At 52.6% G+C, this 18,502-nt stretch carries 19 protein-coding genes; 9 read left to right on the top strand and 10 right to left on the bottom strand.

Annotated features, from left to right (window positions below; all coding sequences use genetic code 11):
- Positions 1-11: 11 nt before the first annotated feature.
- Positions 12-956, bottom strand: coding sequence for a zinc ABC transporter substrate-binding protein ZnuA (gene znuA / locus OGV85_RS16455; protein ID WP_003844151.1), 945 nt, complete (start codon positions 954-956; stop codon positions 12-14).
- 78 nt (positions 957-1,034) lie between these two features.
- Here znuA and znuC point away from each other — a divergent pair, with 78 nt between their 5' ends.
- Both znuC and znuB read left to right on the top strand, forming a co-directional pair.
- Positions 1,035-1,790, top strand: coding sequence for a zinc ABC transporter ATP-binding protein ZnuC (gene znuC, locus OGV85_RS16450; RefSeq protein WP_286495593.1), 756 nt, complete (start codon positions 1,035-1,037; stop codon positions 1,788-1,790).
- Positions 1,787-2,572: a zinc ABC transporter permease subunit ZnuB gene (gene znuB / locus OGV85_RS16445; protein WP_003034874.1), complete on the top strand. Its 786-nt coding sequence runs from the start codon at positions 1,787-1,789 to the stop codon at positions 2,570-2,572. Before znuC ends, znuB begins: the two co-directional genes overlap by 4 nt.
- Before the next feature lie 78 nt (positions 2,573-2,650).
- Here znuB and ruvB read toward each other — a convergent pair whose 3' ends face one another.
- From ruvB to aspS, 6 genes are all read right to left on the bottom strand, one after another.
- Positions 2,651-3,661, bottom strand: a complete 1,011-nt coding sequence (gene ruvB, locus OGV85_RS16440; protein WP_003034872.1) for a Holliday junction branch migration DNA helicase RuvB — start codon at positions 3,659-3,661, stop codon at positions 2,651-2,653.
- A gap of 8 nt (positions 3,662-3,669) precedes the next feature.
- A complete protein-coding gene (ruvA, locus tag OGV85_RS16435) occupies positions 3,670-4,281 on the bottom strand; it encodes a Holliday junction branch migration protein RuvA (RefSeq protein WP_003034869.1) in 612 nt (203 codons plus the stop codon).
- A gap of 80 nt (positions 4,282-4,361) precedes the next feature.
- Positions 4,362-4,883 carry a crossover junction endodeoxyribonuclease RuvC gene (gene ruvC / locus OGV85_RS16430; RefSeq protein WP_003034867.1) on the bottom strand — a complete coding sequence of 174 codons (522 nt, stop codon included), beginning with the start codon at positions 4,881-4,883 and terminating at the stop codon, positions 4,362-4,364.
- 34 nt (positions 4,884-4,917) lie between these two features.
- A complete protein-coding gene (locus tag OGV85_RS16425; protein ID WP_003034865.1) occupies positions 4,918-5,661 on the bottom strand; it encodes a YebC/PmpR family DNA-binding transcriptional regulator in 744 nt (247 codons plus the stop codon).
- Positions 5,662-5,689: 28 nt separating this feature from the next.
- Positions 5,690-6,133, bottom strand: coding sequence for a dihydroneopterin triphosphate diphosphatase (nudB, locus tag OGV85_RS16420; protein ID WP_003034863.1), 444 nt, complete (start codon positions 6,131-6,133; stop codon positions 5,690-5,692).
- A gap of 1 nt (position 6,134) precedes the next feature.
- Complete coding sequence (gene aspS / locus OGV85_RS16415; protein ID WP_003034862.1) at positions 6,135-7,907, bottom strand: aspartate--tRNA ligase; 1,773 nt, start codon at positions 7,905-7,907, stop codon at positions 6,135-6,137.
- 288 nt (positions 7,908-8,195) lie between these two features.
- On the opposite strand from aspS, the gene OGV85_RS16410 reads away from it, so the two are divergent.
- Genes OGV85_RS16410 through cmoB form a run of 5 tightly spaced genes read left to right on the top strand, consistent with a single transcriptional unit; the run spans position 8,196 to position 11,774 of the window.
- Positions 8,196-8,762: a hydrolase gene (locus OGV85_RS16410; protein ID WP_061548579.1), complete on the top strand. Its 567-nt coding sequence runs from the start codon at positions 8,196-8,198 to the stop codon at positions 8,760-8,762.
- A complete protein-coding gene (locus tag OGV85_RS16405) occupies positions 8,759-9,577 on the top strand; it encodes a DUF72 domain-containing protein (protein WP_008323693.1) in 819 nt (272 codons plus the stop codon). Before OGV85_RS16410 ends, OGV85_RS16405 begins: the two co-directional genes overlap by 4 nt.
- 52 nt (positions 9,578-9,629) lie before the next feature.
- Positions 9,630-10,025, top strand: coding sequence for an MAPEG family protein (locus tag OGV85_RS16400; RefSeq protein WP_003034689.1), 396 nt, complete (start codon positions 9,630-9,632; stop codon positions 10,023-10,025).
- Between the two features lie 40 nt (positions 10,026-10,065).
- Positions 10,066-10,809 carry a carboxy-S-adenosyl-L-methionine synthase CmoA gene (cmoA, locus tag OGV85_RS16395; RefSeq protein WP_003034686.1) on the top strand — a complete coding sequence of 248 codons (744 nt, stop codon included), beginning with the start codon at positions 10,066-10,068 and terminating at the stop codon, positions 10,807-10,809.
- Positions 10,806-11,774: a tRNA 5-methoxyuridine(34)/uridine 5-oxyacetic acid(34) synthase CmoB gene (gene cmoB, locus OGV85_RS16390; protein WP_003034682.1), complete on the top strand. Its 969-nt coding sequence runs from the start codon at positions 10,806-10,808 to the stop codon at positions 11,772-11,774. The genes cmoA and cmoB overlap by 4 nt, the downstream gene beginning before the upstream one ends.
- Positions 11,775-11,937: 163 nt before the next feature.
- On the opposite strand, the gene cutC is transcribed toward cmoB, so the two are convergent.
- On the bottom strand, positions 11,938-12,684 hold the full coding sequence (cutC, locus tag OGV85_RS16385; protein WP_061548580.1) for a copper homeostasis protein CutC: 747 nt from the start codon (positions 12,682-12,684) through the stop codon (positions 11,938-11,940).
- Positions 12,685-12,686: 2 nt separating this feature from the next.
- Positions 12,687-13,253 carry a VOC family protein gene (locus OGV85_RS16380; protein WP_003034677.1) on the bottom strand — a complete coding sequence of 189 codons (567 nt, stop codon included), beginning with the start codon at positions 13,251-13,253 and terminating at the stop codon, positions 12,687-12,689.
- A 238-nt stretch (positions 13,254-13,491) separates the two neighbouring features.
- Between OGV85_RS16380 and argS the strand changes: the two genes are divergently transcribed.
- Both argS and mrdA2 read left to right on the top strand, forming a co-directional pair.
- Positions 13,492-15,225 carry an arginine--tRNA ligase gene (gene argS / locus OGV85_RS16375; protein ID WP_061548581.1) on the top strand — a complete coding sequence of 578 codons (1,734 nt, stop codon included), beginning with the start codon at positions 13,492-13,494 and terminating at the stop codon, positions 15,223-15,225.
- A 227-nt stretch (positions 15,226-15,452) separates the two neighbouring features.
- On the top strand, positions 15,453-17,390 hold the full coding sequence (gene mrdA2, locus OGV85_RS16370) for a peptidoglycan DD-transpeptidase MrdA2 (RefSeq protein WP_061548582.1): 1,938 nt from the start codon (positions 15,453-15,455) through the stop codon (positions 17,388-17,390).
- On the opposite strand, the gene bglB is transcribed toward mrdA2, so the two are convergent.
- Positions 17,362-18,501 (bottom strand): beta-galactosidase BglB, encoded by a 1,140-nt coding sequence (gene bglB, locus OGV85_RS16365; RefSeq protein WP_003034669.1) that lies wholly within the window; start codon positions 18,499-18,501, stop codon positions 17,362-17,364. The genes mrdA2 and bglB overlap by 29 nt on opposite strands.
- Position 18,502 lies beyond the last annotated feature (1 nt).

Raw genomic sequence — 18,502 nt, 5'->3', positions numbered from 1 at the left:
TCACTTCCTCATTAATCTCCTTTCAGGCAGCTCGCATACTGGTTGGCTAATTGGTTCAAAAACGCTGAATAGCTTGTTTTACCCAGTTTGATATTCGTACCGAGCGGATCCAACGTTCCCATTCGAACGGATGTCCCTCTCGCGACGGCTTCAACGACCGCTGGCCTGAACTGTGGCTCAGCAAAAACGCAGGTTGCTTTTTGCTCAACCAACTGTGTTCTTATTTCATGTAAACGCTGCGCACCAGGTTGAATCTCAGGGTTCACGGTAAAGTGACCAAGCGGTGTTAGTCCGTAGTGTTTTTCGTAGTAGCCATAGGCGTCATGAAAAACGAAATAACCTTTTCCCTTGAGCGGTGCGAGCTCGTTACCTACCTGCTTATCGGTTGCGGCTAATTGTGCCTCAAAATCCTTCAGGTTGGCGTCAAGTTTGGCTCGACTTTGCGGCATAAGTTCCACTAATTTTTCATGGATTGCAACCGCTGAGGCCCGCGCTATCTCTGGGGAAAGCCAAAGATGCATGTTGTAATCGCCGTGATGGTGATGCTCGTCACTTTTTTCACTGCCAGCATCATTGTGTCCATGATCGTCATCGTCGTCGTCAGCACCTTTCATGAGTAACGGTTTCACGTCATTGAGCTGCGCAATCGTTACCTGTTTCGCGTTAGGAATATTCTTGACTGACTTTTCCATAAACGCTTCCATCTCAGGTCCAATCCAAACGACTAAGTCCGCGCCCTGTAAGCGTTTTACGTCTGATGGACGCAGTGAATAGTCGTGTTCGGAAGCCCCGTCAGGCAGCAAAACTTCAGTGTCTGTTACCCCGTCCGCAATGGCCGAAGCAATAAATCCCAGCGGCTTGAGCGAGGCCACCACAGCAGCATTTGCTGCCTGTGTTGCACTACCCCAAAGAGCAGCGGATAATGCTGCGAAAAGAAGCGTATTTTTATGTAACATAATGCGACCAATCATCGTAATGAATGTAAGAAATGTGATATTATAACATTCTATAACTTCTGCAAGACTAAAATTGATATGACGACTTTGGTTTCACTGGAAAATGTCTCGGTCTCTTATGGTCAACGCCGCGTCCTGTCTGACGTATCGCTTGAACTTCGACCCGGTAAAATTTTAACGCTTCTCGGCCCAAATGGTGCCGGGAAGTCTACGCTGGTACGCGTTGTATTAGGACTGGTAGCGGCTGATGAGGGAGTTATCAAGCGTAATGGCCAATTGCGGATTGGCTATGTACCGCAAAAACTGTACCTCGATACTACGCTTCCGCTGACGGTAAGCAGGTTTATGCGCTTACGTCCCGGCACCAAAAAAGAGGATATCCTTCCGGCACTGAAGCGCGTTCAGGCCGGACATCTGATGAATGCGCCGATGCAAAAGCTCTCTGGCGGGGAAACGCAACGCGTCCTGTTAGCCCGTGCTTTATTGAATAAACCTCAGCTACTGGTGCTCGATGAGCCGACCCAGGGCGTAGATGTCAATGGGCAGGTCGCACTGTACGACCTTATCGACCAGTTGCGACGTGAACTGGATTGCGCCGTACTGATGGTTTCCCATGACCTGCATCTGGTGATGGCCAAAACCGATGAAGTACTGTGCCTGAACCATCATATTTGCTGTTCCGGTGCACCGGAAATGGTTTCCATGCACCCGGAATTCATCTCAATGTTCGGGCAACGCGGCGCCGAACAACTCGGAATTTACCGTCATAATCACAATCACCGCCACGATTTACAGGGTCGTATCGTCTTACGTCGGGGAAATGGTCACTCATGATTGAATTGTTATTACCCGGTTGGTTAGCCGGGATCATGCTGGCCTGTGCTGCTGGCCCACTCGGCTCGTTTGTGGTCTGGCGTCGAATGTCTTATTTCGGTGATACGCTGGCCCACGCTTCGCTGCTGGGAGTCGCCTTTGGCCTGCTGCTGGATGTAAACCCTTTCTATGCGGTTATCGCCGTCACTTTGTTGCTGGCTGGCGGTCTGGTATGGCTTGAAAAGCGCCCTCACCTTGCGATCGATACCTTACTGGGCATTATGGCGCATAGTGCATTGTCGCTGGGGCTGGTTGTCGTCAGCCTGATGTCCAACATCCGTGTGGATCTGATGGCATACCTGTTTGGTGATTTGCTCGCCGTGACGCCTGAAGATCTTATCTCCATCGCCATCGGCGTGGTTATTGTTCTGGCGATTCTGTTCTGGCAGTGGCGTAACCTGCTGTCGATGACCATCAGTCCGGATCTGGCATTTGTCGATGGCGTGAAGCTGCAACGCGTGAAGCTGCTGCTGATGCTGGTTACGGCGTTAACGATTGGCGTGGCGATGAAGTTTGTCGGGGCGTTGATTATCACCTCGCTGCTTATTATCCCTGCGGCGACCGCCCGTCGCTTTGCCCGTACGCCGGAACAGATGGCAGGTGTTGCCGTTGGTGTGGGAATGATAGCGGTTACAGGCGGGTTGACCTTCTCGGCCTTCTATGACACCCCGGCAGGTCCCTCCGTGGTGCTGTGTGCCGCGCTGCTGTTTATTTTCAGCATGATGAAAAAGCAAGCGAGCTAAGCATGCGTTGCCCGGTGGCGCTGCGCTTACCGGGCCTACAAAATCGCCCAGGCCTGGTGAGCGTAGCGACATCATGCATTAAGGCATCTGTGGCGGCGTAATGCCAAAATGGTTCCAGGCGCGTACGGTTGCCATACGTCCACGCGGCGTACGCTGCAGAAAACCTTGCTGAATCAGATATGGCTCAAGCACGTCCTCAATGGTTTCACGCTCTTCCCCGATCGCCGCTGCCAGGTTATCCAGTCCGACCGGTCCGCCGAAGAATTTGTCGATAACCGCCAGCAGCAACTTACGGTCCATATAATCAAATCCTTCCGCATCCACATTGAGCATATCCAGCGCCTGAGCGGCGATATCTGCTGAAATCGTGCCGTCATGCTTCACTTCGGCGAAATCACGTACCCGGCGTAATAAGCGGTTGGCGATACGCGGCGTACCGCGAGCGCGGCGTGCCACTTCCAGCGCGCCTTCATCGCTCATTTCCAGGCCCATAAAACGCGCACTGCGTCCTACAATGTGCTGCAGATCAGCCACCTGATAGAATTCCAGGCGCTGTACAATACCAAAACGGTCACGCAACGGAGACGTTAACGACCCGGCGCGCGTCGTCGCCCCGATTAGCGTAAACGGTGGCAGATCGATCTTGATCGAACGTGCAGCCGGCCCTTCACCAATCATGATATCCAGCTGATAATCTTCCATCGCCGGATACAGCACCTCTTCCACCACCGGTGAAAGACGATGGATTTCATCGATAAACAGCACATCGTGGGGTTCAAGGTTGGTAAGCATTGCCGCCAGGTCACCCGCTTTTTCCAGTACCGGACCGGACGTGGTGCGCAGATTAACGCCCATTTCATTGGCGACAATATTGGCAAGCGTGGTTTTACCAAGACCTGGAGGACCGAAAATCAGCAGGTGATCGAGAGCGTCACCACGCAGCTTCGCCGCCTGGATAAAAATCTCCATTTGCGAACGGACCTGAGGCTGGCCAATATACTCTTCCAGCAATTTAGGGCGGATCGCACGATCCACCAGGTCTTCAGGGGTCGTGCTGACAGCCGAAATCAGGCGATCTGCTTCAATCATCCTTTACCTCACAATGCCGCGCGAAGCGCTTCACGAATCAGGGTTTCACTGCTGGCATCAGGGCGGGCAATTTTGCTCACCATGCGGCTGGCTTCTTGTGGTTTATAGCCCAACGCCACCAGCGCAGCAACCGCTTCCTGCTCGGCGTCGTCCGTTGTCGGACTGGCCGGAGAGGTCAGAACCAGATCCGCCGCCGGGGTAAAGAGGTCACCATGCAGGCCTTTAAAGCGGTCTTTCATTTCAACAATCAAACGCTCTGCGGTTTTCTTACCAATGCCCGGTAATTTCACTAACGCGCCAAGCTCTTCGCGCTCAACGGCATTAACAAACTGCTGCGCAGACATTCCGGAGAGGATCGCCAGCGCCAGCTTCGGCCCCACGCCATTGGTTTTGATTAACTCTTTAAACAGCGTGCGCTCTTGCTTGTTGTTAAAGCCATACAGCAGTTGAGCGTCTTCACGCACCACAAAATGGGTGAAGATAATCGCTTCCTGCCCGGCTTCCGGCAACTCGTAGAAACAGGTCATCGGCATATGCACTTCATAGCCTACCCCACCCGTTTCCAGAAGGACCAGCGGGGGTTGTTTTTCAATAATGATGCCTCTGAGTCTGCCTATCACGTGACGCTCCTGCGTTAAGGGCTAAAAGGTAATGCGCTATCATAAAAAAAGGCTGGATAGATATCCAGCCTCATTTGTCACTAACGTAATCGACCTCGCGCCAAATTCAGCCTCGACTCGCTCATTTGCATGGCATTCTGACTGACATGGCAGTGGGTAATAGCAATCGCCAGCGCATCCGCGGCATCCGCTTGCGGATTCGCCGGGAGTTTTAGCAGCGTGCGCACCATATGCTGGACCTGGCTTTTTTCCGCACTACCGATCCCCACCACAGTCTGTTTTACCTGGCGGGCCGCGTATTCAAAGACCGGTAGATCCTGATTGGTCGCCGCAACGATTGCCACGCCGCGTGCCTGTCCAAGCTTTAGCGCCGAGTCAGCGTTCTTCGCCATAAAGACCTGCTCAATGGCAAAATAGTCCGGCTGGAACTGGGTGATGATTTCCGTCACGCCCGCGTAAATTAACTTCAGACGTGACGGGAGATCGTCGACTTTGGTGCGGATACAACCGCTGCCGAGGTAGGTCAGCTGTCTGCCGACCTGACGAATAACGCCATAACCGGTGATGCGCGACCCCGGGTCAATGCCGAGAATGATAGACATCACGCACCTCCTGTCAGGTTGTGGTACAGCCACCTCATTCTAAGGTAGCTGCAACCTCATCAGAGATCTCGCCGTTATGGTAAACTTCCTGCACGTCGTCGCAGTCTTCCAGCATATCGATCAGACGCAACAACTTCGGCGCTGTTTCTGCATCCATATCTGCTTTGGTGGATGGAATCATAGACACTTCAGCCGCGTCCGCTTTCAGACCCGCCGCTTCCAGCGCGTCACGCACTTTACCCATCTCTTCCCACGCGGTGTAAACGTCAATTGCGCCGTCGTCAAAGGTCACCACGTCTTCAGCACCTGCTTCCAGCGCCGCTTCCATGATGGCGTCTTCGTCGCCTTGTTCAAAGGAGATCACGCCTTTTTTGCTGAACAGGTAAGCCACGGAACCGTCGGTACCGAGGTTGCCGCCCGTTTTCGTGAACGCGTGACGCACTTCCGCAACAGTACGGTTACGGTTGTCAGACAGACATTCAATCATAACGGCTGTACCGCCAGGACCATAACCTTCATAGATGATGGTTTCCATGTTGGAATCTTCATCACCACCCACACCGCGCGCGATTGCACGGTTCAGGGTGTCACGGGTCATGTTGTTAGCCAGCGCTTTATCAACCGCTGCACGCAGACGCGGGTTAGCGTCCGGATCGCCGCCGCCGAGTTTTGCCGCCGTCACCAGCTCACGAATTATTTTGGTGAAAATTTTACCGCGTTTAGCATCCTGCGCTGCTTTACGGTGTCTGGTGTTGGCCCATTTACTATGACCTGCCATAAATAATATCTCCAAAAAGCGCGCCTTTTCAGGCGACGTTAATTACAAACTCTTCAATCGCCTGCCGGTTACTCCACGACTTGGTTAATTGGGCGGCTTCAACCGCATTAACCCAACGATAGGTCAGATGTTCGGTGAACACGATCTCTCGTTCTGAGGGAAGTGCCAGGCAAAACCAGGATTCAGTATTTCGTTCAATTCCCGGTGCATAGCGATGACGTAAATGGCTAAAAATCTCAAACTCCACCGTGCGCTGACAGTCAATTAAGGTCAGTTGCTCAGATGCAACATCAATGGCGACCTCTTCCTTTACTTCGCGCATAGCGGCTTGCGACGCGGTTTCACCCTCTTCAAGGCTGCCGGTGACCGACTGCCAGAAATCAGGATCGTCGCGTCGCTGTAACATCAGCACTCTCCCGGTGTCCTTTGCATAAATCACGACTAACACCGAGACAGGCTGTTTGTATGTCATATCAGTTATTCTCGGCCTTCTTAACAACCTGAATGCTCAGTTCCGCCAGCGCAGCTTCGTTGGCAAAGCTCGGCGCTTCAGTCATCAGACACGCTGCAGCAGTGGTTTTTGGGAAAGCAATAACGTCACGAATGTTGTCAGTACCGGTCAGCAGCATAGTCAGACGGTCCAGACCAAACGCCAGGCCCGCATGCGGTGGTGTACCATATTTTAGCGCATCCAGCAGGAAGCCGAATTTCTCACGCTGCTCTTGCTCGTTAATGCCCAGAATACCAAATACGGTCTGCTGCATGTCGCCGTTGTGAATACGCACGGAACCGCCGCCCACTTCGTAGCCGTTGATAACCATATCGTATGCGTTAGCAACCGCGTCTTCCGGCGCAGCTTTCAGCTCAGCAGCTGTCATATCTTTCGGCGCGGTGAACGGATGGTGCATTGCGGTCAGTCCGCCTTCACCATCGTCTTCAAACATTGGGAAGTCGATAACCCACAGCGGCGCCCATTTGGCTTCGTCGGTAATGTTCAGGTCTTTACCCAGTTTCAGACGCAGCGCGCCCATCGCGTCGGCAACCACTTTCTTGTTGTCGGCACCGAAGAAAATCATGTCGCCGTCTTGCGCACCGGTACGCGCCAGAATCGCTTCCACGATTTCTGCGTTCAGGAACTTAGCAACCGGGCTGGTGATACCTTCCAGACCTTTCGCACGCTCGGTGACTTTGATGTAAGCCAGACCTTTCGCGCCGTAAATCTTAATAAAGTTGCCGTAATCGTCAATTTGCTTACGGCTCAGTGCGGCACCGCCCGGTACACGCAGAGCAGCTACGCGGCCTTTCGCATCGTTTGCCGGACCAGAGAACACTGCGAACTCAACGTCTTTCACCAGATCGGCAACGTCAACCAGCTCCATCGGGTTACGCAGGTCTGGTTTATCGGAACCGTAACGACGCTCAGCTTCGGCAAAGGTCATGATCGGGAAATCACCCAGATCCACCCCTTTAACTTCCAGCCACAGATTACGCACCAGCGCTTCCATCACTTCACGCACCTGCGGTGCGGTCATGAAGGAAGTCTCAACGTCGATCTGGGTAAATTCAGGCTGACGGTCAGCACGTAAGTCTTCATCACGGAAGCATTTTACGATCTGATAGTAGCGGTCAAAGCCAGACATCATCAGCAGCTGTTTGAACAACTGAGGTGATTGCGGCAGCGCGTAGAATTTACCTTTATGTACGCGAGAAGGTACCAGGTAATCGCGCGCGCCTTCCGGCGTCGCTTTGGTCAGCATCGGTGTTTCGATGTCGAGGAAGCCGTGGTCGTCCATAAAACGACGCACCAGACTGGTAATTTTGGCACGCGTTTTCAGGCGCTGCGCCATTTCAGGGCGACGCAGATCTAAATAGCGATACTTCAGTCGCGCTTCTTCGGTGTTGACGTGGTTAGAGTCCAACGGCAGCGAGTCTGAACGGTTGATGATGGTCAGATCGGAGGCCAGCACTTCAATTTCGCCCGTCGCCATCTCGGCGTTGACGTTTTTCGCGTCACGCGCACGCACGGTGCCCGTAACCTGGATGCAGAACTCATTACGCAGTTCGGAGGCCAGCTTTAACGCGTCCGCACGGTCCGGATCGAAAAATACCTGCACGATACCTTCGCGGTCGCGCATATCGATAAAGATCAGGCTACCAAGATCACGACGACGGTTGACCCAACCACACAGAGTCACCTGCTGCCCCTCGTGGGACAGACGTAGCTGTCCGCAATATTCTGTACGCATGAGATATCCCTTAACTTTGCCGCAGGCGGATTGTCACCTGTCTCGCAGATGACGAAGTCGCAGCTTTAGCTGAATGTCACAACTGAATGAAAAAAGGCGGCTATTATACTGGAAATTCTGCCGCACGATAAGAGCCTACTGGGATAGACTCTTAGTCCGGTACTGACTGTACGCCTGTTTCCTGGACGGGCATTGCGTAATCTCACAAAAAATAACAAAAATTGTCGCCCCTTTCACACTGATTCGCGCTTAAGGTGTAACGGAATTCTATTTTTTACTGGAGTGAACATGCTGGAACTGAACGCAAAAACAACTGCCCTTGTCGTGATTGACTTACAGGAAGGGATCCTGCCTTTCGCTGGCGGACCTCATACGGCACACGCTGTGGTTGCCCGCACCGCGCAGTTGGCGGAAAAATTCCGTACCCACGGTTCCCCGGTGGTAATGGTGCGCGTCGGGTGGTCTGACGATTACGCCGAAGCGCTGAAACAACCAGTAGATGCTCAGATTCCAGCAAAAGCGTTGCCCGAAAACTGGTGGAATTACCCGGCTGCTCTGGGTAAATGCACCAGCGATCTCGAAGTAACCAAACGCCAGTGGGGAGCCTTCTATGGCACCGATCTGGAATTACAGCTGCGTCGCCGGGGTATCGATACCATCGTCCTGTGCGGCATCTCTACGAACATTGGCGTTGAGTCGACGGCGCGAAATGCGTGGGAGCTGGGTTTCAGTCTTATCATTGCAGAGGATGCCTGTAGCGCCGCCAGTGCTGAGCAACACCAGGGTAGCATGACTCACATTTTCCCCCGCATTGCGCGCGTTCGCAGCGTGGAGGAGATTTTGCAAGCGCTATGATCTATATCGGTTTACCCCAGTGGTCGCATCCAAAATGGGTGCGTTTGGGGATCACAAGCCTTGAAGAGTATGCCCGCCACTTTAACTGCGTGGAGGGCAATACCACGCTGTATGCGCTGCCTAAAGCCGATATTGTTGCCCGCTGGCAGGCACAGACCACCGATACGTTTCGATTTTGTTTTAAGTTTCCGGCGACCATTTCGCATAAGGCCGCGCTGCGGAATTGTGATGACCTGGTACAGGAATTTTTTATGCGCATGTCGCCGCTAGAATCGCGCATTGGACAATACTGGCTGCAATTACCCGCGACTTTTAGCCCACGCGACCTGCCTGCCCTGTGGCAGTTTCTCGATGCGCTCCCCAAATGCTTTACCTACGGTGTGGAAGTTCGCCATCCAGACTTCTTTGCCAAAGGCGAAGCCGAACAGCTATTTAATCGCGGGTTACACGAGCGTGGAGTAAACCGGGTGATTCTGGACAGCCGCCCGGTACATGCCGCAATCCCACATACCGAAGCGATACGTGACGCCCAGCGCAAGAAACCGAAGGTTCCGGTGCATGCGGTGGTGACGGCAAACCATCCGATGGTACGCTTTATCGGTAGCGATGATATGGCACAAAACAGCGCGCTTTTTGCCGTCTGGCTGACCAAGCTGTCGCTATGGCATCACACCACGACGCCGTATCTGTTTTTGCATACGCCGGACATCGCGCAGGCCCCGGAGCTTGTCGATACGCTATGGGCAGATTTACGCAATGCTCTGCCAGAGATCGGATCAGCACCGTCTATTCCACAGCAATCTTCTCTTTTCTGAAAATGCCACCTATCATAGTCAATGCCAGCAGCCATTTTAAAAGGGAGTTTGTATGGTAAGCGCGCTTTATGCCGTATTGGGTGCGTTATTGTTAATAAAGTTCTCCTTTGACGTTGTTCGCCTGCGCATGCAATATCGCGTTGCCTATGGCGATGGAGGTTTTAGCGAACTGCAAAGCGCTATCCGCATTCACGGTAACGCGGTGGAATATATTCCCGTCGCGTTAGTGCTGCTGTTATTTATGGAAATGAACGGCGCAGAGACGTGGATGGTGCATCTTTGCGGGCTGATGTTGATTGCCGGACGACTGATGCATTATTACGGATTCCACCACCGGCTTTTCCGCTGGCGCCGTTCAGGCATGAGCGCAACCTGGTGTTCGCTGTTGCTAATGGTGCTGGCGAATCTTTGGTATATGCCCTGGGAGTTGGTTTTCTCCCTGCATTAGCGCACAATACGCCACTTTATTTTTCCCGGATTTTTACGTTATGTCTCACCGCGACACGCTTTTTTCTGCGCCTATCGCCAGTCTGGGTGACTGGACCTTTGATGAACGGGTAGCTGAAGTCTTCCCGGATATGATCCAGCGTTCCGTTCCTGGCTATTCCAATATTATTTCTATGATTGGCATGTTGGCCGAACGTTTCGTACAACCCAACACGCAGGTCTACGATCTGGGCTGTTCTCTGGGCGCGGCGACGCTCTCGGTGCGTCGCAATATTCATCACGAGAATTGCAAAATTATTGCTGTCGATAACTCCCCGGCGATGGTTGAGCGCTGCCGTCGTCACATCGACGCTTATAAAGCACCGACTCCGGTTGAGGTTGTCGAAGGCGATATTCGCAACATTACTATCGAAAATGCCTCGATGGTGGTGCTGAATTTTACCCTGCAATTCCTTGAGCCACCCGAGCGCCAGGCGTTGTTGGATAAGATTTATCAGGGGCTGAATCCCGGTGGCGCGTTGGTGCTATCTGAAAAATTCAGCTTCGAAGACGCGAACGTAGGCGAGTTGCTGTTCAACATGCACCACGACTTCAAACGAGCCAATGGCTATAGCGAACTGGAAATCAGCCAGAAGCGCAGCATGCTGGAGAACGTGATGCTCACCGACTCGGTCGAAACGCATAAAGCGCGACTGCATCAGGCCGGCTTTGAGCACAGCGAATTGTGGTTCCAGTGCTTCAACTTTGGCTCTCTGGTGGCGTTGAAAGCTGAGGTTAGCGCATGATCGATTTTGGTAACTTTTATCAGTTGATTGCCAAAAATCATCTGTCCCATTGGCTGGAAACACTTCCGGCGCAAATCGCTGCCTGGCAGCGCGATCAGCACGGTCTTTTTAAACAATGGTCAAACGCCGTCGAGTTTCTGCCCGAGCTAACGCCGCATCGTCTGGACTTAATGCATAGCGTTACCGCAGAAAGCAAAGAGCCGCTCAGCGAAGGTCAGCTTAAACGCATAGACACCCTGATGCGTAACCTGATGCCATGGCGTAAAGGACCGTACTCGCTGTACGGCGTCAACATCGATACCGAATGGCGTTCCGACTGGAAGTGGGATCGCGTCCTGCCGCACTTGTCTGATCTCACCGGACGTACCATTCTTGATGTCGGCTGCGGCAGTGGCTATCACATGTGGCGCATGATTGGCGCGGGCGCACATCTGGCGGTCGGTATCGACCCGACCCAACTGTTCCTGTGCCAGTTTGAGGCGGTGCGTAAACTGCTGGGCAATGACCAGCGCGCGCATCTGCTGCCGCTGGGTATTGAACAGCTTCCGGCGCTCAACGCCTTTGATACCGTATTCTCCATGGGCGTGCTTTATCACCGCCGCTCGCCGCTGGAACACCTGTGGCAGTTAAAGGATCAGTTGGTTAAAGATGGCGAACTGGTACTGGAAACGCTGGTTGTCGAAGGCGATGAAAATACCGTGCTGGTGCCGGGCGATCGCTACGCCCAGATGCGTAACGTTTACTTTATCCCGTCTGCACTGGCGCTAAAAAACTGGCTGGAAAAATGCGGGTTTGTTGATGTGCGCATTGCCGACGTATGTGTGACCACTACCGAAGAACAGCGCCGCACCGAATGGATGATTACCGAATCGCTGGCCGACTTCCTTGACCCGAACGACCACAGCAAGACGGTGGAAGGCTACCCTGCCCCACTGCGTGCGGTATTGATTGCACGTAAACCGTAATGGATTGCCCGGTGGCGCTACGCTTACCGGGCCTACAAATTTCGTAGGCCTGATAAGGCATCGCCGCCATCAGGCATAAAAGGATAAAAAAAGGCCCCTGTTGAAATTGCAGGGGCCTGGTACGAGCAAGCATCATATTGGGCGACATGATGCAACGGTAAAATCAGTTGGCCTGATGGTGTGCAATGATTGCTTTCATTTCAGCAACCGCCGCCCCGTCTACCGCATAGCGAGAATACTCATCCGCCTGCGCATCCGAAGACATCGACAACCCCGAATTGCGATAACGCATTGGTGAAGCCAGCCATACTCCGGCAGAACTGTGGACTTCCTGCACCCCAGCATCAAGGAACAGGGACAAATTCGAGGCGCGAACCCCCGCTCCGGCCATAATGATTGGAGCACCAGGCTGCGCAATAAGTTCCATTATTTTTGTTAAACCTTGCGCCGCATCTGATTTTTGCCCGGAGGTGAGTACTCTGGCGATGCCCAAATCAGCTAATTTTTTAAGCGTATTGAGTGGGTTAGCACACATATCAAAGGCACGATGAAAAGTGACTTGCAGTGAACCGGCGGCGATCATTATTTTCTCCATGCGCGGCATATCGACATCGCCATTCGCATCTAAAATGCCGGTCACCAGCCCTGAGAACCCCAGTTCTCTGACCATCGCTATATCATCCAGCATTGCAGCGAATTCACCTTCGGTGTAACAAAAGTCGCCTCCACGTGGACGAATAATGGGATTGACGGGAATCGAAATGTGCTGGCGAACAGAACGCAAGACGCCCAGTGAAGGCGTTAAGCCCCCTTCTTTGGGTGCCGAGCAAAGCTCAATACGATCCGCGCCGTTTTGCTGCGCCGTGCGCGCGCACTCCATGCTGTAACAGCAGATTTCCAGTATAGTCATGCTCACTCCTGACGCTCGCTTGCCACAATGGTTTCAATCGACCACGGGTGGAATTTAATCGTCACGCTACCATCGCTAACCGCCAGCGTCGGATTCGGTAAACGTTCACGTTCTCCTTTTGGCGAGCTGGTTTTCACAAATATACCAGGTTGACTCAGACCGTGATCGGAAAGCAGCGCCAGCGCTCGCGCATTCAGCGTTTGTGCCTCACCCGGCAGAACAATTTCAATATGTTCCCAGCCTTCATGCGGGTAACGTTTTTCGCCCGGCCACGGCAGTTCGACGATGGAAAATTGCCAATGTTGCACACAAACCGGCTCATGCAGTTTAAAAAGACAAATAGGTCTGCCGTTAATAATGTTTTCTGACAACAATTCACCGCACTGTTCAAACCCACGACGCCAGCGTTCTGCAGTGGTATTTTGATGGCAACGCAAGGAAATGTGATCGGCTTCCAGGCCTGTGATATCCAGCCCAAGACGGGTAGAAAGTTCCGTTAATGCCTGCGTGAAATGCGGTAAATCTGCAGAAATATCCTGTAGTTCTGCAACGGTTTGCCAGTTCGCCATATTAAAAGCTCATATCCATGTTCAAAGTCGCTAATTTACTCTGTTGCGCTGCGCCATCCAACCGCTGTTTTCTCCGAACACATCATGGATAAATTTACGCCATTGCATGGTTTATATTTCAGGCTACTGGCGGTACACACAATGCTGACGGCAACGGGCATTTGCAGTATACTCCCGCCCTTAATTCTTAAACTGGTGCGGTGAATTTTAGACCGCTTCATAAATGTAAGGTATTCCGGTGAATATTCAGGCTCTTCTCTCAGAAAAAGTCAGTCAGGCCATGATTGCTGCAGGCGCGCCTGCAGATTGCGAACCACAGGTTCGTCAGTCAGCAAAAGTACAGTTCGGCGACTATCAAGCTAACGGCATGATGGCTGTCGCTAAAAAACTGGGTATGGCGCCGCGACAACTGGCTGAGCAGGTGCTGACTCATCTGGATCTCAACGGGATTGCCAGCAAAGTTGAAATTGCAGGCCCGGGCTTTATCAACATTTTTCTCGACCCGGCATTTCTGGCGCAGCACGTTCAGCAGGCGCTGGCTTCCGATCGTCTGGGCGTCACCCAACCGACTAAACAAACCGTCGTGGTTGACTACTCCGCGCCTAACGTAGCGAAAGAGATGCACGTTGGTCACCTGCGTTCCACCATCATCGGTGACGCGGCGGTGCGTACGCTGGAATTCCTTGGTCACAAGGTTATCCGCGCCAACCACGTCGGCGACTGGGGAACTCAGTTCGGTATGCTCATCGCATGGCTGGAAAAACAGCAGCAGGAAAATGCCGGAGAGATGGCGCTGGCTGACCTGGAAGGTTTCTACCGTGACGCGAAAAAACATTACGACGAAGATGAAGCCTTCGCGGAACGCGCTCGTAGCTATGTCGTGAAGCTGCAAGGCGGCGACGAATACTTCCGTGAGATGTGGCGTAAACTGGTCGACATTACCATGTCACAGAACCAGTTAACCTACGATCGCCTCAACGTTACCCTGACCCGTGACGACGTCATGGGCGAGAGCCTGTACAACCCGATGCTGCCTGGCATCGTGGCCGATCTCAAAGCCAAAGGCCTGGCTGTTGAAAGCGAAGGCGCTACCGTCGTATTCCTTGATGAGTATAAAAACAAGGAAGGCGAACCGATGGGCGTTATCATTCAGAAGAAAGATGGCGGCTATCTCTACACCACAACCGACATCGCCTGTGCCAAGTATCGTTACGAAACCCTGCATGCCGATCGCGTACTGTATTACATCGACTCTCGTCAGCATCAGCACTTAATGCAGGCCTGGACCATCGTGCGTAAAGCTGGTTATGTGCCGGATTCGGTGCCGCTGGAACACCACATGTTCGGTATGATGCTGGGCAAAGACGGTAAACCGTTCAAAACCCGCGCTGGCGGCACGGTTAAACTGGCCGATCTGCTGGATGAAGCGCTGGAGCGCGCACGTCGTCTGGTCGCGGAGAAGAACCCGGACATGCCTGCCGATGAGCTGGAAAAGCTGGCAAATGCGGTCGGTATCGGTGCAGTGAAATACGCGGATCTGTCCAAAAACCGTACCACCGACTACATCTTCGACTGGGACAACATGCTGGCGTTCGAAGGCAATACCGCGCCGTACATGCAGTATGCTTACACCCGCGTACTGTCCGTATTCCGTAAAGCGGATATCGACGAAAGCGCGCTGGCAAATGCGCAGGTGATTATCAACGAAGATCGCGAGGCTCAGCTGGCTGCGCGTCTGCTGCAGTTTGAAGAAACGCTGACCGTCGTTGCGCGTGAAGGTACACCGCACGTGATGTGTGCTTACCTGTACGACGTTGCCGGTCTGTTCTCTGGCTTCTACGAGCACTGCCCTATCCTCAGCGCTGAAAACGAAGATATTCGTAACAGCCGGCTGAAACTGGCACAGCTGACGGCGAAAACCCTGAAGCTGGGTCTGGATACACTGGGTATCGAAACCGTAGAACGTATGTAATTACCTCAAGTAATGTGAAAGCCCGCGCTATGTCGCGGGCTTTTTTATTTTCCCTGACCCGTTCTCATGGCAGCGCAATCAGGCCTACGAGAAGCGGCGACGTTCACTGTAATTTGTAACAGCCCACAAGGAATGACACATTTCCCTAGAGATATGGAACATTTTTTGCCTGTCATCCCGTTTAAGCCTCCGTATCATTAGGCGGCGAATTAATCGGGTACGGGTCAATGACATTCAGAGATTTTGAGGCGGAAGAAAAACTCTTTCAGCGGCGTGTGTTGGTGGCCTTTGGCCTGGTGGTCATCTGTTTTGGCATCCTGATTTACAATCTGTATAACTTACAAATCTGTCAGCACCAGTATTACACCACCCGGTCGAATGCAAACGACATCAAAATGCTACCCGTCGCCCCCACACGTGGCATGATTTACGATCGCAACGGCATCCCGCTGGTGCGCAACGTCACCTGGTACGATATTTCCGTTACGCCTTATAAAATCAGCGATATGAATGCGTTGATCCAGCAGCTCACGCCCATCGTTGACCTCACTCCTGATGATATTGAGCAGTTTCGCCATGAGCTAAAAGCCAGCAGCCGTTATCGTCCGGTCGTGCTAAAAAATGCGCTTACCGATGTGGAAATCGCCCGTTTCTCGGTAAACCAGTTTCATTTTAGCGGTGTCAACATCAATAGCTACGAAGACCGCCAGTATCCCTATGGCGCGGCGCTGGCACATGTCCTTGGCTATGTTTCAAAAATCAATGACAACGACCTGAAAGCACTGGATCAAAAGGGTCAGGCAGAGAACTACGCCGCCGATCACAATATCGGTAAGCAAGGTATTGAGCGCTATTACGAAAATGAACTGCATGGAAAGACCGGTTATCAGGAGGTGGAAGTAGATAACCACGGACGCATCGTACGCCTGCTCAAAGATGTGCCGCCCGTTGCCGGAAAAAATATCCATTTGACGCTGGATTTACATTTACAGCAATATATTGAGAGCTTGTTGGCTGGCCAGCGTGCCGCCGTTTTGGTTGAAGATCCACACGACGGTTCTGTACTGGCGATGGTCTCAAACCCCAGCTATGACCCTAATCCGTTTGTCAAAGGCATTAGCTATCAGGACTATAACAAGCTACTCCAGGATAAAGACCTGCCATTAATCAACCGCGTCACACAGGGATTGTACCCCCCCGCTTCAACGGTCAAACCGTATATGGCGATGTCAGCATTACTAAACGGTGTGATCACGCCGCAGACCAGTTTCTTCGGTGCTCCTACCTGGACGCTACCCGGCACCGAGCGACATTACCGTGACTGGAAAAAAACAGGCCACGGTATGCTGGATGTCACCAAAGCGATAGAAGAGTCTGCCGATACGTTCTTCTATCAGGTAGCGTATATGATGGGGATCGACCGGATTAACAGCATGCTCAGCCAGTTTGGTTACGGTAAACCGACCGGCATCGATCTTGATGAGGAGTATAACGGCCTGCTCCCGAGCCGTGAATGGAAGCAAAAAGTGCATAAAAAAGCCTGGTATCAGGGGGATACTATCTCAGTTGGCATCGGCCAGGGCTACTGGATTGCCACTCCTATCCAGATGGTCAAAGCCATGGTCGCACTGATTAACAACGGCAAGGTTATCGTCCCTCACCTGCTACTCGATGAAGAAAATGGCAAAACCTTCACGCCGTATCAGGCTCCAGAAGCACCGTCACAAATCGCCTCAGCCTCGTCACCCTACTGGGGACTGGTGCGTCAGGCGATGTTCGGCATGGCGAATGAACCAAATGGTACAGGTTATAAGTTCTTTCACACAGCACCTTACGGCATTGCGGCGAAAAGCGGCACCTCGCAGGTCTTTAGCCTGAAAGAAAATCAGACCTACAATGCGAAGATGATCCCTGTCCGCTTGCGCGACCACGTGTTCTATACCGCATTTGCGCCCTATAAGAACCCGAAGGTCGCGGTGGCGTTAATTCTGGAAAACGGCGGCAGCGATGGTGTCACCGCCGCGCCGGTTATGCGTCAAATCATGGATCATCTCTTTGCCCCGCAGGACAACACGGTACACACAGTGACGACTCAACCATCAGGTCCGATAGCGTTAGCGCCATCGAATACCGATATCAAAAATACTTACGCAAGTATTCGGTAAGACACAGCATCGCCATCGCTTGTCCGTAAGGCATAGAAGTCCGAGGGATGTTGCGGTAGAAATCGAGATTGTGTCCCATCCCGGTGCCAAACGAGGTGTGCAGCAGTTCACCTTCCGGTGAAATATGCTGCACAATGCCACGAATGGCTTTTTCGGCCACCAGCGTATACTCTTGCCCAACATAGCGTTTACGTACAGCTTTGAGGATCCCATAAGCAAATCCGGCAGTTGCCGATGCTTCCAGATACGACTGCGGGTCGTCCAGCAAGGTATGCCACAACCCACTTTCATCCTGGCATTTCGCCAGCGCCGCGATTTGTGCGTTCAGGACCTGTACCAGATAGCGGTGAACGGCATTGTTTTCTGGTAAATCAAGTAATTCGAGAAAGTCCGGGATCACGATAGTTAACCAACTGTTGCCACGCGCCCAGCGGGCATTGGCAAAGTTATGATTTCCTTCATAGCTCCAGCCGTGGAACCACAGCCCCGTGTCTTTATCCATCAGGTTTTGCACGTGCAGCAGGAACTGATACGTTGCCTCTTCGATGTAGTCAGGGCGATTGAGTAACTTGCCAATCTTCGCCAGCGGTAGAACCGTCATCATCAGCGTGTCATCCCACATCTGCTGGTGGTTTTCTTCCGCCAGCGTAATGTGTTGCATACCGCCGAACTCGGTACGCGGCATCTCATGCATTGCCCACTCAGCCCAGCTGTCGAGCCACGGTAGATACGCTGGATTACGCGTCTCTTCATAGCGATACGCCAACGTTAAAAATGGCGCCATGGTGTTAACGTTTTTGGTGGTTGCACCTTCAGCAAAGCGATCGGCAAACCAGCTATCGATGATATCGCGTATCGTTTCATCGCCGGTTTGCAGATAGTACTGATACATCCCGTACAAGCCGACGCCGTGCGTCCACTCCCATCCCGCCCAGCCTTTGGTATCAATTACGCGTCCATCGTCCAGACGCAGCAAGAACTCACCAGTTTCGTCATGAATATTGACCAGGTTATGCGTCACCTTTTTGATCAGCGTTTTTAATTCATCCCTGGCAATAAAATGTTCTGGCTGGCGCAACAACGGGCTATGTTTAACCGGGTAAACAATCATT

It is taken from the genome of Citrobacter sp. Cf132 (assembly GCF_030333885.1).
GTDB classification, from domain to species: domain Bacteria; phylum Pseudomonadota; class Gammaproteobacteria; order Enterobacterales; family Enterobacteriaceae; genus Citrobacter; species Citrobacter freundii.
This window is presented reverse-complemented; position numbering and strand designations above follow the sequence as displayed.

What these genes read in the sequence shown, in the direction of transcription:
- mrdA2 (WP_061548582.1), top strand. Translation starts at nt 15,453, where the DNA reads ATGACATTCAGAGATTTTGAGGCGGAAGAAAAACTCTTTCAGCGGCGT.
- bglB (WP_003034669.1), bottom strand. Translation starts at nt 18,501, where the DNA reads ATGATTGTTTACCCGGTTAAACATAGCCCGTTGTTGCGCCAGCCAGAA.
- znuA (WP_003844151.1), bottom strand. Translation starts at nt 956, where the DNA reads ATGTTACATAAAAATACGCTTCTTTTCGCAGCATTATCCGCTGCTCTT.
- ruvB (WP_003034872.1), bottom strand. Translation starts at nt 3,661, where the DNA reads ATGATTGAAGCAGATCGCCTGATTTCGGCTGTCAGCACGACCCCTGAA.
- nudB (WP_003034863.1), bottom strand. Translation starts at nt 6,133, where the DNA reads ATGACATACAAACAGCCTGTCTCGGTGTTAGTCGTGATTTATGCAAAG.
- OGV85_RS16410 (WP_061548579.1), top strand. Translation starts at nt 8,196, where the DNA reads ATGCTGGAACTGAACGCAAAAACAACTGCCCTTGTCGTGATTGACTTA.
- znuC (WP_286495593.1), top strand. Translation starts at nt 1,035, where the DNA reads ATGACGACTTTGGTTTCACTGGAAAATGTCTCGGTCTCTTATGGTCAA.
- cutC (WP_061548580.1), bottom strand. Translation starts at nt 12,684, where the DNA reads ATGACTATACTGGAAATCTGCTGTTACAGCATGGAGTGCGCGCGCACG.
- ruvC (WP_003034867.1), bottom strand. Translation starts at nt 4,883, where the DNA reads ATGTCTATCATTCTCGGCATTGACCCGGGGTCGCGCATCACCGGTTAT.
- cmoB (WP_003034682.1), top strand. Translation starts at nt 10,806, where the DNA reads ATGATCGATTTTGGTAACTTTTATCAGTTGATTGCCAAAAATCATCTG.
- OGV85_RS16380 (WP_003034677.1), bottom strand. Translation starts at nt 13,253, where the DNA reads ATGGCGAACTGGCAAACCGTTGCAGAACTACAGGATATTTCTGCAGAT.
- OGV85_RS16400 (WP_003034689.1), top strand. Translation starts at nt 9,630, where the DNA reads ATGGTAAGCGCGCTTTATGCCGTATTGGGTGCGTTATTGTTAATAAAG.
- cmoA (WP_003034686.1), top strand. Translation starts at nt 10,066, where the DNA reads ATGTCTCACCGCGACACGCTTTTTTCTGCGCCTATCGCCAGTCTGGGT.
- OGV85_RS16405 (WP_008323693.1), top strand. Translation starts at nt 8,759, where the DNA reads ATGATCTATATCGGTTTACCCCAGTGGTCGCATCCAAAATGGGTGCGT.
- OGV85_RS16425 (WP_003034865.1), bottom strand. Translation starts at nt 5,661, where the DNA reads ATGGCAGGTCATAGTAAATGGGCCAACACCAGACACCGTAAAGCAGCG.
- znuB (WP_003034874.1), top strand. Translation starts at nt 1,787, where the DNA reads ATGATTGAATTGTTATTACCCGGTTGGTTAGCCGGGATCATGCTGGCC.
- aspS (WP_003034862.1), bottom strand. Translation starts at nt 7,907, where the DNA reads ATGCGTACAGAATATTGCGGACAGCTACGTCTGTCCCACGAGGGGCAG.